Origin of the sequence: Nonomuraea sp. LPB2021202275-12-8 (assembly GCF_037044575.1) — a bacterium.
Lineage (GTDB): Bacteria > Actinomycetota > Actinomycetes > Streptosporangiales > Streptosporangiaceae > Nonomuraea.
This window is the reverse complement of the sequence record NZ_JBAHWD010000040.1, coordinates 45,119-57,222: the sequence shown is the minus strand read 5'-3', so window position 1 is coordinate 57,222 and position 12,104 is coordinate 45,119. Positions and strand designations below refer to the sequence as shown.

The following is a 12,104-nucleotide window of genomic DNA, read 5'->3' as shown; positions in this document are numbered from 1 at the left end:
ACCGCGGGACGCTAGAGCCTCACGTCACGTCAGGCTCAAGTCACAGCTGCGGTTCCTGCGAGGAGTCGTCGCCCGGCGACCGTCCGGGGGTCTCCTCGCCGCTGCGGGAGGGCGACTGGGTCGGCGACGGGGTCGGCTCCCGCGGCTCGGGCGTGGCCGGGGTCGGCGGCGCCGTCGGCTGGAACACGGTCGGCGGCAGCTGCCTCGGCATCGGATCGCCGCTGGACCTGCCCAGCAGCAGCATCAGCAGCACGATCGTCGCCATGAGCACCAGCAGCACCAGCAGCGCGGCCGCGGCGATCAGCACCCGCCGCCGCGTCTCGGTGAGCGGCCTGCGCAGCCGCGGCGGAGCCAGCGCGGGGGCCCGGTCGGTGAGCCAGTAGGGGACGAAGTCCGGGCCGTGCGCCAGCCCGATGAGCGTCCCGCCCACCATCACCGGCTCCAGGAACCGCTCGGCGCCCGGCTTGCCCGGCACGTACGGGACGGCCACCCAGGGCGCGTGCCCGGTGTTCATGCCGAGCACCGGCGGCACGTCCTCGACGACGGAGGCCTGCGTCTTCGAGGTCCAGCCGAGCCAGCTCCGCACGCTCGTGCGGTCCGTCGCCGCGGCCTCCCGCAGCGCGGTCACGAACCTGTCCCGCGCGGCGGCGTCGACCGCCGCCCCTCTGGTCAGTACGGCCAGCGAGACGGCCCGGCCGTCCGGGGCCTGGCCGAGATAGACGAAGCCGGCCGGGGCGGAGTGCAGACGGGCCTGCACCACGAACGGCCCGAGCCGTGGCGGATCACCGAACTGGAGCGGACTGGCCACATCTGCCATGAAAGCACAGACGTGGCGTCGTGCACGTTTGCGGCACCTTTGGTGGAATAGCGTCATGAGCGTCGCCGAAGAACAGCCAGGCGGAACGGACGCGGCTGTGCTGCGTCAAACCCTCGACGAGGTCCGGCGTGTCATCGTCGGGCAGGACCACATGGTCGAGAGGCTGGTCGTAGCGCTGCTGGCGCGCGGCCACTGCCTGCTGGAAGGCGTCCCGGGCGTCGCCAAGACGCTGGCCGCGTCCACCCTGGCCACCGTCGTCGGCGGCACGTTCGCGCGCATCCAGTTCACTCCCGACCTGGTGCCGAGCGACATCGTCGGCACGAGGGTCTTCCACCCCTCCAACGAGAAGTTCGACGTCGAGCTGGGCCCGGTGTTCGTCAACTTCCTGCTCGCCGACGAGATCAACCGCGCCCCGGCCAAGGTCCAGTCGGCGCTGCTCGAGGTCATGGCCGAGCGGCAGGTCACCCTCGCCGGGGTCACCCACCCGCTGCCCAAGCCGTTCATCGTGCTGGCCACCCAGAACCCGATCGAGTCCGAGGGCGTCTACCCTCTGCCTGAGGTGCAGCGCGACCGCTTCCTCTTCAGGGTGCGGGTGCCGCACCCGAGCGCGCACGAGGAGCTGGAGATCCTGCACCGCATGAGCGTCACCCCGCCCACTCCCGCGCGCGTCCTCGACCCGCAGCAGCTGATGGCGCTGCAGGAGACGGCCGAGCGGGTCTCGGTGCACCAGCTCGTCGCCGACTACGTGGTGCGCATGGTCATGGCCACCCGCTCCCCCGCCGAGTACGGCCTGGCCGACCTCGCCGACACCATCGAGATAGGCGTCAGCCCGCGCGCCACGCTGGGCCTGGTCGCGGCCGGGCGCGCGCTGGCCGTGCTGCGCGGGCGCGACTACCTGCTGCCCGACGACGTGCGCGACGTGGCCGTTGACGTGATGTCGCACCGCCTGATGCTCACCTTCGACGCGCTGGCCGACGGTGTCGACCCCGAGCAGGTCGTCAAGCAGATCCTGCACGCCGTCCCGCCGCCCCTCGTCGTCTGGAACCAGAGCCGGTGAGCGGCAGGTGAACACCGCCGAGCAGGCGCTGCGCCGGCTGGAACTGGTGGTGACCAGGCGGCTGGACGGGCTGCTGCACGGCGCGCACCAGGGCCTGCTCCCCGGCACCGGCAGCGAGGCCGGCGACAGCCGCGTCTACGTGCCGGGCGAGGACGACGTGCGCCGCATGGACTGGGCGGTCACCGCGCGCACGACCGTGCCGCACGTGCGTGACCTGATCGCCGACCGCGAGCTGGAGACGTGGGCGCTGGCCGACCTGTCGCCCAGCATGGACTTCGGCACCGCCGACAGCGACAAGCGCGACCTGGTGGTGGCGGCGGTGGGCGCGCTCGGCTTCCTGTCCAGCAGGATGGGCGACCGGTTCGGGGCGCTGGTGCTGCACGACGAGTTCGTGCACCGCATGCCGGCCCGCACCGGCAGGCCGGCGCTGTACGGGCTGCTGCACTCGCTGATGGACGCGCCGCGCGGCCGGGTGGTGCCCGACCCCCCGGACCTGGCCGAGGGCATCGACGTGCTGGCCGCCACCCGCAGGCGGCGCGGCATGCGGGTGGTGGTGTCGGACTTCATCGACGCCCGGCCGGACCTGGACCCGGCGTCCGAGCGCCCGTGGGAGCGGCCGATCAGGCGGCTGGCGGCCCGGCACCAGGTGCTGGCGGTGGAGGTGATCGACCCGCGTGAGCTGGAGTTGCCGGACGTGGGCCGCGTCGCGTTCGCCGACCCCGAGACCGGGAAAGTACGCGAAGTGCACCTTTCACCCAAAGTCCGCCGCGACTACGCCGAGGCGGCCGCGCTGCAGCGCGAGGGCACCCGGGCCGCACTGCGCCGCGCCGGAGTCGCCCACCTCGTGCTGCGCACGGACCGGGACTGGGTGTTCGACATCGCGCAGTTCGTCCTGCGCCAGCGCCGCACCCGCCACCTGGCACCCCGGAAGGTGACCCCGTGACTTTTCTGTCGCCTGCCTGGCTCTGGCTGTTCGCCCTGGTGGGGCTGGTCGTGGCCGGGTACGTCGCGGCGCAGTTCGCGCGGCGCCGTTACACCGTGCGCTTCACCAACCTCGCCCTGCTCAACCTCGTCGCACCGGCCGGCCCCGGCTGGCGGCGGCACGTGCCGCCGATCCTGTTCCTGCTCATGATGTCGCTGCTGGTCGTCGGCGCAGCCAAGCCCGCCGACGAGGTACGCGTGCCGCGCGACCGGGCCACCATCATGATCGCGCTCGACGTGTCGCTGTCCATGGACGCGGGCGACGTCGACCCCAACCGCATCACCGCCGCCAAGGCAGCGGCCCAGTCCTTCGTCGAGGAACTGCCCGACCGGTTCAACGTCGGCGTCGTCTCCTTCGCCCGCTCGGCCAACGTGGTCATCTCGCCCACCACCGACCACCAGGCCGTGGCGACCGCCATCGGCAACCTGACCACCCGGCCCGGCACCGCGATCGGCGAGGCGGTCTTCAACTCGCTCGACTCGGTGCGCTCCTTCGACCAGGACGCCGCCACCGACCCGCCGCCCGCCGCGATCGTGCTGCTGTCCGACGGCGACAACACCTCCGGCCGCTCGGTCAAGGAGGCCACCGACGCCGCCCAGCAGGCCCGCGTGCCGGTCAACACGATCGCGTACGGCACGCAGGAGGGCACTGTCTCCATCGACGGCAGGCCGGTCAACGTGCCGGTCAACAAGCAGACCCTGCAGGCGCTGTCGGAGGGCACCAGCGGCCGGGCCTACAGCGCCGAGTCGGGCAGCGAACTGCGCGACGTCTACGAGCAGATCGGCACCTCGCTCGGGTTCAAGCTGGTCAACCAGGAGATCACGCAGCTGTTCATCGTGGCCGCGATCATCCTCGGGCTGCTGGTGGCGGGCGCCGCGGTCCTGTTCGGTACCCGGATCCCGTAACGTTTTCCCACGTGGCCCACTACTTCTCCGAGGATCCGAAGACCGCGAGCAGACCCGGCTCGGTCGATCTGGTCCTGCCCGACCTGCACCTGCGGCTGGAGACCGACAGGGGCGTGTTCTCGCCGGAGCGGGTGGACCTCGGCACCCGTGTCCTGCTGGAGACGGTCCCGCCGCCGCCCCAGCGCGGCGACCTGCTCGACCTGGGCTGCGGCTACGGCCCGATCGCGCTGACCATGGCCTCGCGGGCCCCCGAGGCGACCGTCTGGGCCGTGGACGTCAACCGCCGCAGCCTGGAGCTCACGGCGCGCAACGCGCAGACCGCCCGCCTTTACAAAGTACGGTCCGTGCATGTGGACGAGATGCCCCCCGACGTGACGTTCAAGGCCATCTGGTCCAACCCCGCCATCCGCATCGGCAAGGCGGCCCTGCACGACATGCTCACCAGATGGCTGTCGCGGCTGGCGCCCGACGGCGTCGCCCACCTGGTCGTCCAGAAACACCTCGGCTCCGACTCCCTGCAGCGCTGGCTCGGCGAGCAGGGGTGGCAGGCCTCCCGCGAGGCCTCCCGGGCCGCCTACCGAATCCTGAAGGTGCAACGATGAGAAGGCAGCTGCGCCCCACCGACGTCAAGCGGCTCAACCGCACCTGGCGCAGGAGCACCGGAAACCGGCTGGCGCTGATCCTGGAGTCGGTCACCGGCCCGTTCAACGTCGGCTCGATCTTCCGCAGCGCCGCCGCGTTCGGCGTCGAGTCGATCTGGCTGGCCGGCAACGCCACCCCGCCGACCAACCCCAAGGCGGGCAAGACCGCTCTCGGCACCGAGCGGCTGGTCACCTGGCACGATCCGGTGCCGGCCACCGAGGCCGTCAAGGCGGCCAGGGACGACGGCTACACGGTGCTGGCGATCGAGCTCACCGGGGACGCCGTGCCGCTGCACAGGGCCGACCTGGCCCGCGACGTGTGCCTGGTGGTCGGCAGCGAGGACCACGGCTGCTCCCCCGCCCTGCTGGACGCCGCCGACGGCGTCTGCTACATCCCCCAGGTCGGGCGGGTCGGCTCGTTCAACGTCTCGGTGGCCGCGGCCATCGCGTTGGCTGAGGCGCGCCGCCAGGAATGGCAGAATCTCCCCGATTCGTAACCACAATGTTCGCGCGCGGAAGGCATACTTCACACCGTGCTCAGCCGTCGATTCGCCTTTCTCGACCATCCGGGCCCGCTGGCCTTCGCCCACCGGGGAGGCGCCGCCGAAGGAGCCGAGAACTCGGCGGCGGCGTTCGAGCGGGCCGTGCGGCTCGGCTACACCTTCCTGGAGACCGACGCGCACGCCACCGCCGACGGAGTGCTGCTCGCCTTCCACGACCACACGCTCGACCGGGTGACCGACCGGCGCGGCCGCATCTCCGAGCTGCCCTACAGCGCGGTCAAGCAGGCCCGCATCGGCGGCCGGCACGAGATCCCGCTGCTTGAGGACCTGATCGGCAGCTGGCCGGAGATCCGTTTCAACATCGACGTCAAGGAGGCCGCCGCGATCGCGCCGCTGGCCGGGGCGATCAGGCGCACCGACTCCTACGACCGGATCTGCCTGACCTCCTTCTCCGACGAGCGCCTGGTGCTGGCCAGGGCGGCGCTCGGGCGCGAGGTCTGCTCGGCGCTGGGGCCGCGCGGCGTCGCCACCCTGCGCGCCGCCGCCACCACGTCCGGCTACGGCCGCATGCTGGCCCGCCTGTCGCGTGCCGGCATCCCCTGCGCGCAGGTCCCGGTGGGCTTTCGCGGCCTGCGCGTGACCACCCGCAGCCTGATCCGCACGGCGCACGCCGTCGGCATACAGGTGCACGTGTGGACGATCAACGACACCCCGCAGATGGAGCACCTGCTCGATCTGGGCGTCGACGGCATCATGACCGACAACATCACCGGGCTGCGCGACGTGCTGGAACGGCGCGGCCAGTGGCATCCCGGCCGCATGGCCGCCTAGGAGCGACTCGACACATGCCCATTCCCGCACCCCCCGCGGACCCCACCGACGACTCCTCCCTCGGCTCCCCCGAGGCCCGCAGGCGCGAGCAGCGCGGCTGGTACGTCTACGACTGGGCCAACTCCGCCTTCTACACCACGGTCATCTCGGTCTTCCTCGGCCCGTACATCATCCCGGTCGCCAAGACCGCCGCCTGCGCCAAGGACTTCCCCCAGATCGCGGCCGCCACCTGCGTCGACGGCTTCGACCGGCTGGCAGCCGACAACCCCGGTCTCGGCTACGTGGACGTGCTCGGCGCCGACATCAGGCCCGCCGCCTTCTTCGGGCTGATGATGACGGCGGCGGTGCTGCTGCAGATCGTCTTCCTGCCGATCGTCGGCGCCCTGGCCGACCACACCGGCCGCAAGAGGGAGCTGCTCGGCGTCTTCGCCTACGTCGGCGCGCTGGCCGCCATGGGCCTGTACTTCGTCGAGGGCGACCGCTACATGCTGGGCGGGGTGCTGTTCGTCATCGCCAACCTGGCCTACGGCTCCTCCATCGTCGTCTACGACTCCTTCCTGCCGCAGATCTCCACCCCGCAGGAGCGCGACCACGTCTCCTCGCGCGGCTGGGCCATCGGCTACCTGGGCGGCGGGCTGCTGCTCGCGCTCAACCTGGCGCTCTACCTCAGCCACGAGAGCCTCGGCCTGTCCGAGGGCGACTCGGTGCGCATCAGCATGATGTCGGCCGGGCTGTGGTGGGCGACGTTCACCGTCGTCCCGCTCCTGCGGCTGCGCAACCGGCCCGTCCCCGCCCACGAGCGCACCGCGCTCGCCTCGGTCGGCGGCAGCTTCCGCCAGCTCGGCCGCACGCTCAAGGGGCTGCGTCAGTATCCGCTGACGCTGCTGTTCCTGGTGGCCTACCTGGTCTACAACGACGGGATCCAGACCGTCATCGGCAACAGCGCCGCCTTCGCCTCCGAGGCGCTCAAGCTCGACCGGACCGTGCAGATCACCGCGATCCTGATGGTGCAGTTCGTGGCGTTCTTCGGCGCGCTGCTGCTGGGCTCGCTGGCCCGCCGCTTCGGCACCAAGCGCACCGTGCTGGGCAGCCTGGTGCTGTGGACGGTGATCGTGGTGATGGCGCTGTTCGTGCGGGAGGGTGACGCGGTGCAGTTCTACCTCATGGCGTTCGCCATCGCGATCGTGCTCGGCGGCAGCCAGGCGCTGTCGCGCTCGCTGTTCTCCCAGGTCATCCCAAAGGGCAAGGAGGCGGAGTACTTCAGCCTGCTGCAGATCAGCGACAAGGGCTCGGCCTTCATCGGCTCGCTCACGGTGACGATCGCGCTGCAGCTCACCAATAGCTTCCGGATCGCGATCCTGTCCATGATCGTCTTCTTCGTGGCGGGCTTCGTCCTCCTGGCGCTGGTCAACCTTCCCAAGGCCATCCGCGCCGCCGGCAACGAGGTCCCGAAGGGAATCTGAAGCGGGACTCAGGAGGCCGCCAGGACCATCGTGCCGGGGCCCTGGGCTGCTCCGGGGCCCCGGACCGCCAGGACGGTCTCGGCGTTGGCCTCACCGCCGCAGTGCGGGCAGGTGACCACCGGGGTGAACTGCTCGCCGCAGGAGTGCACGAGCAGGGCCGGCGGGCCGCCGGGCGGGGTGGCCCAGCGGTCGCCCCAGGCCATCAGCGTGAGCAGGGCGGGCACGATGTCGCGCCCGGCTTCGGTGAGCACGTACTCGTAGCGCGCCGGCCGCTCCTGGTAGGGCTGCTTCTCGACCACGCCGGCCGTCACCAGGTGGTCCAGCCGCCGGGTCAGCAGGTTGCGGGAGATGCCTAGGTCCTCGGCGAGGTCGTCGAACCGGCGCACGCCGAGGAACAGGTCACGCAGGATGAGCGGCGTCCAGGGCTCGGCGACCACGCCGACGGCCTGCGCGATGGAGCAGTGCATCTCCCCGAACCTGTTCATGGACCCAGCATAGTGGGTTGATAAAGTGAACTCATGTCAGTTCACATTCAGGACTCACCGGTCAGGGCTTACCGCGACGCGGGCGAGGCCAAGGATCTCGACGCGCTCATGGACACGCTCGCTCCCGGTGTCGTGTTCCACTCCCCGCTGAGCGCCACCGCGCGGTTCGAGGGCGATCGAGCCCTGCGCGGGCTGTTCGCGGTCGTCTTCGACGTGGTGAGCGACCTGCGCTATCACACCGACGTCGGCGACGACCGCACCCGCATGCTGGCCGCGACCGCCCGGGTGGGCCGTCAGGAGCTCGAGGAGTCCGCGCTCGTCCGCCTTGACGAGCATGGCCTGGTCGAGGAGATCACGCTGTGGATCCGGCCACTGCCCGCCCTCACTGCCATGATGGCCGCCCTGGGCACCGGCCTGGCGCGGGCGACGGGCAGGCGCGGCCTGCCGCTGCTGGTCGGGGCGGCGGTCAAGCCGCTGGCGGCGATGACCCGGATCGGCGATCGCACGCTCGTCCCCCTGCTGGCCAACCGCGGCTCCTGACCCCTGAGACGCACGTGCCGCCAACTGCTCGCCGGTAGTGCGATTGGATCACGCCGCAGATGGGAATCCCATCACGGTACCAAGCGTTACACACCGTGGGAGACAGACCCCCCACGCATGGGGGCCCTGTAGGAGGCATTTAAACATGGGCGAGCGCGCGCTTCGTGGCACCCGGCTCGGGGCAACCAGCTACGAGAACGACCGTAACACGGATCTGGCCCCCCGCCAGGAGGTGTCCTACACCTGCCCAAAGGGCCATCGCTTCGACGTTCCGCTTGCCGCCGAGGCCGAGATCCCCGCGACCTGGGAGTGCCGCATGTGCGGCGTGACCGCGGTGCGGGTGGACGGCGAGCAACCGGAGTCGAAGAAGACCAAGCCCCCGCGGACACACTGGGACATGCTCCTGGAGCGGAGGTCCATCGAGGACCTGGAAGAGGTGCTCAACGAGAGGCTGGCGGTCCTGCGGGCCCAGCGTCGCAAGAGCGCCTGACGAAATCTCACGGTGAAAACCCCCGGGCTGATGGCCCGGGGGTTTTTCTCTGTCCGGATGGAGCCGCGCCGGCTAGGCGTCGGGGTCCTCGCGGATGACCTCACCGTGCACGACCCTGGCCTGCGGCGCGTCCGGCCGCGCCGCCGCGCCGGGCGGCGCCGGGAAGAGGTTCGCGTACGGCGAGGCCGCCGCCATTTTCTTGACCCTCCGGTCGAAGAACCACGTGCCGAGCCGCCGCATCGCCGGCCGGGTGAACGGCAGGATGCACATCAGCCCGAGCACGTCGCTGAAGAACCCCGGCGTCAGCAGCAGCACGCCGCCCACCAGGATGAGCCCGCCGTCGGCCAGCTCGCGGTCGGGCACCTTGCCCGACTGCAGCGAGTCCTGGAGGTTGCGCCACGCTCTGCGCCCCTCGCGCCGTATCAGCCAGGTGCCCAGCAGGCTGATGACGACCAGCAGGCCCACGGTCGGCCAGCCGCCGATCACCGAGCCCACCTGGATGAGCAGCCAGATCTCCAGCACGGGGACCAGCAGGAAGGCCAGGAAAAGCAGGAGCCGCATCGTTCCCTCGATTCAGCACGCGTCTACAGCTAGGACAACGCCCGGTGCGGCCGATGCGTTCCGCTCCCGGGACAGGAGCCGATCAGCCGCGCCGCCTGCGCAGCCTGGCCGGCAGGCCGGTGATCCCCCACTGGGCGACGCGCCAGAACGCCTCGGCCATGACGCGGCCGTCCATCTTGCTGGTGCCGATCGTGCGCTCCACGAACGTGATCGGCACCTCGGCCACCCGCAGCCCGTGCCGGGCCGTACGCAGGGTGAGGTCGACCTGGAAGCAGTAGCCCTGCGACTCCACGTCGGCCAGCCCGACCTTCTCCAGCGTGGCGGCCCGGTAGGCGCGAAAGCCCGCCGTCGCGTCGCGGACCGGCAGCCCGAGCATGATCCGCGTGTAGAGGTTGGCGCCCCTGGACAGGAACTCGCGCGAGGCCGGCCAGTTGGTCACCCGGCCGCCGGGCACGTAACGCGACCCGATCGCCAGGTCGGCGCCGTCGGCCAGCGCCCCGAGCAGCTTGTGCAGCTCCTCGGGCTGGTGGGAGCCGTCCGCGTCCATCTCCACCAGCACGTCGAAGCCCTCGGCCAGACCCCAGCGGAACCCCGCGATGTAGGCGGCGCCCAGCCCCTGCTTGGCCGGCCGGTGCAGGACGTGGACATGGTCGTCGGCGGCGGCCAGCTCGTCGGCGATGTCACCGGTGCCGTCGGGGCTGCTGTCGTCGGCCACCAGCAGGTGCGCCGTGGGCAGCGCGGCCCGCAGCCGCTCGGTGATCTTCGGCAGGTTGTCGCGCTCGTTGTAGGTCGGGACGATGACCAGCACCCGCCCAAGAGTCTCCATCGTCAGCCATTCCCCATCCGGTCGTCGCGCCGCCTGCGCCACACGGCGGCGAAGGCCGCCGCCGCTCCCAAAACCATCAGAGCCCACTCGGGCGCCGCGCCGACCTTGGTGGCGATCGTCTGCTCGGTGCGCACCGGCACCGTCACCACTGTCATGTCGGCGACGAGCTCGCGGGTCTGCCAGGAGACCTTACCGTCAGGCGTGACAAATGCAGAGATGCCAGTGGTGGCGGCGGTGACGAACGCCCTGTTGTGCTCCACGGCCCGCAGCTTGGACATGGCGAGCTGCTGCGCCGGCAGGTTGGACAGCGCGTAGGAGGCGTTGTTGGTCTGCACCACGACGGGCGTGCCTCCGGCTCGTACGGTGCCGCGCACGGTGTCGTCGTAGGCCACCTCGTAGCAGTTGACCGCGCCGATGGTGACCGGTCCCAGCTTCAGGTCGCCGGGCCGGTCGCCGGGGACGGACTGCCTGCCGACCCGCGCGGCCCGGTCGTACAGGGCCAGCACGAGGTCCTTGAAGGGGGTGTACTCGCCGAACGGGACGAGCCGCTGCTTGTCGTAGTAGGCGCCCGGGCCGGTGACCGGGTCCCAGACCAGGCTGCGGGTGGCGCGGTGCTCGTCGCCGATGGCCACCACGGCGCCGACCAGCGTCGGCACGCCGACGTCCTTGACCGACTCGTCGATCGTCTGGAAGGCGGAGGCGTCGCGGTAGGGGTCGATGTCGGTGGAGTTCTCCGGCAGCACCACCACGTCGGGCTTGGGCAGCTTGCCGTCGCGCACGGCCTGCGCCAGGCGCTTGGTCTCGTCGGCGTGGTTCTTCAGCACGACGGCGGGCTCGTCGCCGAGGACGTCCATGCCCCGGCCGGGCACGTTGCCCTGGACGATGCCCACGTTGACGGTGCGTCCCTCGTCGGCCGGCCTCGGCACGGCCAGGCCGAGCAGGGGCACCGCCAACGCGAGCGCCAGCGGGATCGCCTGCCTGATCCCCGCGGCGGGCCGCAGCAGCGCGTAGGCGAGCAGGGCGCCGCACAGGGCCACGGCGAACGACACCAGCGGCGCGCCGCCCAGCGCCGCGTAGGGGGTGAACACCGACTCGCCCTGGCTGAAGGCCACCCGCGCCCACGGGAAGCCGCCGATCGGCACCAGGCTGCGCAGCCACTCCATGGCCACCCAGAGCGCGGCGAAGTAGACGGGCCACAGGCGCAGCCTGAACACCAGCGACACCGGCACCGCCAGGGCCGCGTAGAACAGGCTCTCGATGCCCACCAGCATCAGCCAGGCGTCGTCGCCGATCGTCCGCACCCAGGCCAGCGCCGGCAGCAGGAACGCCACCGCGGCCACGTACGCCACCCAGGCGGCCCGCCGGGGACGGGCGCGGTAGAGGGAGGCGACGACCAGCCCGAGCCCGAGCGGCGCGCACAGCCACCAGCCGAGCGGCGGGAAGGACAGGTAGAGCAGCACGCCGCCGGCGACGGCGGCGGCCACCCGGGCGAGCAGGATCCGCCGCGTCTCGGGCGCGACCGGCTCGGGAGCAGCCGAGTCGCGCGCGGGGGTGGGCGATGTGCCCGTCTTTTCCTGCACCACTGCGGGTTCTCCTCGCGTTTTCGCACGCCTTCCTTGCGAAACGCTACCGCCCCGGGGGCGCGATCGGGTCACGGCGCGGCGGAGGTGATCACGCCGTCTGCCGGGCGGGAGCGCGGCAGGGTGATCCCGTTGCCGACGAGACCACCCGGCGCACTGCCGATCCTGCGCACGAGAGCGGGAAGAGGGCCCGGAAACCCTTCGGACCGGATCCGTCTCGTCGGCGGCGAGCGCGGAATTCCGTTGTCTACTGGGCTCCCGGGCCCGTCCCGGGTCCAACCCCCCGCCCGGTTGGGGTGCCCCGACTCGACGGACCGACGGCCCTGCACCTGGCTGTGTGGACGGAGTTTCGCTCCGTCACGGGCGCAGGATCCGACGATGTCAGAGACGGCCAACCGGCCAAGTCCCGTGCTGGACTGGGCA

Annotated in this window: 14 protein-coding genes; 9 read left to right on the top strand and 5 right to left on the bottom strand. The window is 71.5% G+C overall.

The window, feature by feature from the left end:
* Nucleotides 1–40 precede the first annotated feature (40 nt).
* Nucleotides 41–817: a hypothetical protein gene (locus V5E28_RS42090; RefSeq protein ID WP_336215554.1), complete on the bottom strand. Its 777-nt coding sequence runs from the start codon at nucleotides 815–817 to the stop codon at nucleotides 41–43.
* 55 nt (nucleotides 818–872) lie between these two features.
* Between V5E28_RS42090 and V5E28_RS42085 the strand changes: the two genes are divergently transcribed.
* Genes V5E28_RS42085 through V5E28_RS42055 form a run of 7 tightly spaced genes read left to right on the top strand, consistent with a single transcriptional unit; the run spans nucleotide 873 to nucleotide 7,199 of the window.
* Nucleotides 873–1,874: an AAA family ATPase gene (locus V5E28_RS42085; protein ID WP_336215553.1), complete on the top strand. Its 1,002-nt coding sequence runs from the start codon at nucleotides 873–875 to the stop codon at nucleotides 1,872–1,874.
* 7 nt (nucleotides 1,875–1,881) lie between these two features.
* Nucleotides 1,882–2,817: a DUF58 domain-containing protein gene (locus V5E28_RS42080; protein ID WP_336215551.1), complete on the top strand. Its 936-nt coding sequence runs from the start codon at nucleotides 1,882–1,884 to the stop codon at nucleotides 2,815–2,817.
* On the top strand, nucleotides 2,814–3,761 hold the full coding sequence (locus V5E28_RS42075) for a VWA domain-containing protein (RefSeq protein WP_336215550.1): 948 nt from the start codon (nucleotides 2,814–2,816) through the stop codon (nucleotides 3,759–3,761). The genes V5E28_RS42080 and V5E28_RS42075 overlap by 4 nt, the downstream gene beginning before the upstream one ends.
* Before the next feature lie 11 nt (nucleotides 3,762–3,772).
* The gene (locus tag V5E28_RS42070) at nucleotides 3,773–4,363 is read left to right on the top strand and encodes a class I SAM-dependent methyltransferase (RefSeq protein ID WP_336215548.1); all 591 of its coding nucleotides are present in this window, start codon (nucleotides 3,773–3,775) and stop codon (nucleotides 4,361–4,363) included.
* A complete protein-coding gene (locus tag V5E28_RS42065) occupies nucleotides 4,360–4,899 on the top strand; it encodes a TrmH family RNA methyltransferase (protein WP_336215547.1) in 540 nt (179 codons plus the stop codon). The genes V5E28_RS42070 and V5E28_RS42065 overlap by 4 nt, the downstream gene beginning before the upstream one ends.
* 36 nt (nucleotides 4,900–4,935) lie before the next feature.
* Nucleotides 4,936–5,736 carry a glycerophosphodiester phosphodiesterase family protein gene (locus V5E28_RS42060; protein WP_336215546.1) on the top strand — a complete coding sequence of 267 codons (801 nt, stop codon included), beginning with the start codon at nucleotides 4,936–4,938 and terminating at the stop codon, nucleotides 5,734–5,736.
* Nucleotides 5,737–5,750: 14 nt separating this feature from the next.
* The gene (locus V5E28_RS42055) at nucleotides 5,751–7,199 is read left to right on the top strand and encodes an MFS transporter (RefSeq protein ID WP_336215544.1); all 1,449 of its coding nucleotides are present in this window, start codon (nucleotides 5,751–5,753) and stop codon (nucleotides 7,197–7,199) included.
* Between the two features lie 8 nt (nucleotides 7,200–7,207).
* Here the strand turns inward: V5E28_RS42055 and V5E28_RS42050 are convergent, their stop codons facing one another.
* Complete coding sequence (locus V5E28_RS42050; RefSeq protein ID WP_336215543.1) at nucleotides 7,208–7,684, bottom strand: winged helix-turn-helix transcriptional regulator; 477 nt, start codon at nucleotides 7,682–7,684, stop codon at nucleotides 7,208–7,210.
* Between the two features lie 33 nt (nucleotides 7,685–7,717).
* Here V5E28_RS42050 and V5E28_RS42045 point away from each other — a divergent pair, with 33 nt between their 5' ends.
* Complete coding sequence (locus tag V5E28_RS42045; protein WP_336215542.1) at nucleotides 7,718–8,224, top strand: nuclear transport factor 2 family protein; 507 nt, start codon at nucleotides 7,718–7,720, stop codon at nucleotides 8,222–8,224.
* 145 nt (nucleotides 8,225–8,369) lie between these two features.
* Nucleotides 8,370–8,714: an RNA polymerase-binding protein RbpA gene (locus V5E28_RS42040; protein ID WP_336215540.1), complete on the top strand. Its 345-nt coding sequence runs from the start codon at nucleotides 8,370–8,372 to the stop codon at nucleotides 8,712–8,714.
* A 72-nt stretch (nucleotides 8,715–8,786) separates the two neighbouring features.
* Here V5E28_RS42040 and V5E28_RS42035 read toward each other — a convergent pair whose 3' ends face one another.
* From V5E28_RS42035 to lnt, 3 genes are all read right to left on the bottom strand, one after another.
* Entirely contained in the window at nucleotides 8,787–9,275 is a 489-nt protein-coding gene (locus V5E28_RS42035) for an FxsA family protein (RefSeq protein ID WP_336215539.1), read from the bottom strand.
* An 82-nt stretch (nucleotides 9,276–9,357) separates the two neighbouring features.
* Nucleotides 9,358–10,101 carry a polyprenol monophosphomannose synthase gene (locus V5E28_RS42030; protein WP_336215537.1) on the bottom strand — a complete coding sequence of 248 codons (744 nt, stop codon included), beginning with the start codon at nucleotides 10,099–10,101 and terminating at the stop codon, nucleotides 9,358–9,360.
* A 2-nt stretch (nucleotides 10,102–10,103) separates the two neighbouring features.
* The gene (lnt, locus tag V5E28_RS42025; RefSeq protein WP_336215535.1) at nucleotides 10,104–11,681 is read right to left on the bottom strand and encodes an apolipoprotein N-acyltransferase; all 1,578 of its coding nucleotides are present in this window, start codon (nucleotides 11,679–11,681) and stop codon (nucleotides 10,104–10,106) included.
* Nucleotides 11,682–12,104: the final 423 nt, after the last annotated feature.

Coding starts and splice junctions, on each gene's coding strand:
- V5E28_RS42055 (WP_336215544.1), top strand. CDS start 5,751: ATGCCCATTCCCGCACCCCCCGCGGACCCCACCGACGACTCCTCCCTC.
- V5E28_RS42085 (WP_336215553.1), top strand. CDS start 873: ATGAGCGTCGCCGAAGAACAGCCAGGCGGAACGGACGCGGCTGTGCTG.
- V5E28_RS42050 (WP_336215543.1), bottom strand. CDS start 7,684: ATGAACAGGTTCGGGGAGATGCACTGCTCCATCGCGCAGGCCGTCGGC.
- V5E28_RS42035 (WP_336215539.1), bottom strand. CDS start 9,275: ATGCGGCTCCTGCTTTTCCTGGCCTTCCTGCTGGTCCCCGTGCTGGAG.
- V5E28_RS42065 (WP_336215547.1), top strand. CDS start 4,360: ATGAGAAGGCAGCTGCGCCCCACCGACGTCAAGCGGCTCAACCGCACC.
- V5E28_RS42040 (WP_336215540.1), top strand. CDS start 8,370: ATGGGCGAGCGCGCGCTTCGTGGCACCCGGCTCGGGGCAACCAGCTAC.
- V5E28_RS42090 (WP_336215554.1), bottom strand. CDS start 817: ATGGCAGATGTGGCCAGTCCGCTCCAGTTCGGTGATCCGCCACGGCTC.
- V5E28_RS42030 (WP_336215537.1), bottom strand. CDS start 10,101: ATGGAGACTCTTGGGCGGGTGCTGGTCATCGTCCCGACCTACAACGAG.
- V5E28_RS42045 (WP_336215542.1), top strand. CDS start 7,718: ATGTCAGTTCACATTCAGGACTCACCGGTCAGGGCTTACCGCGACGCG.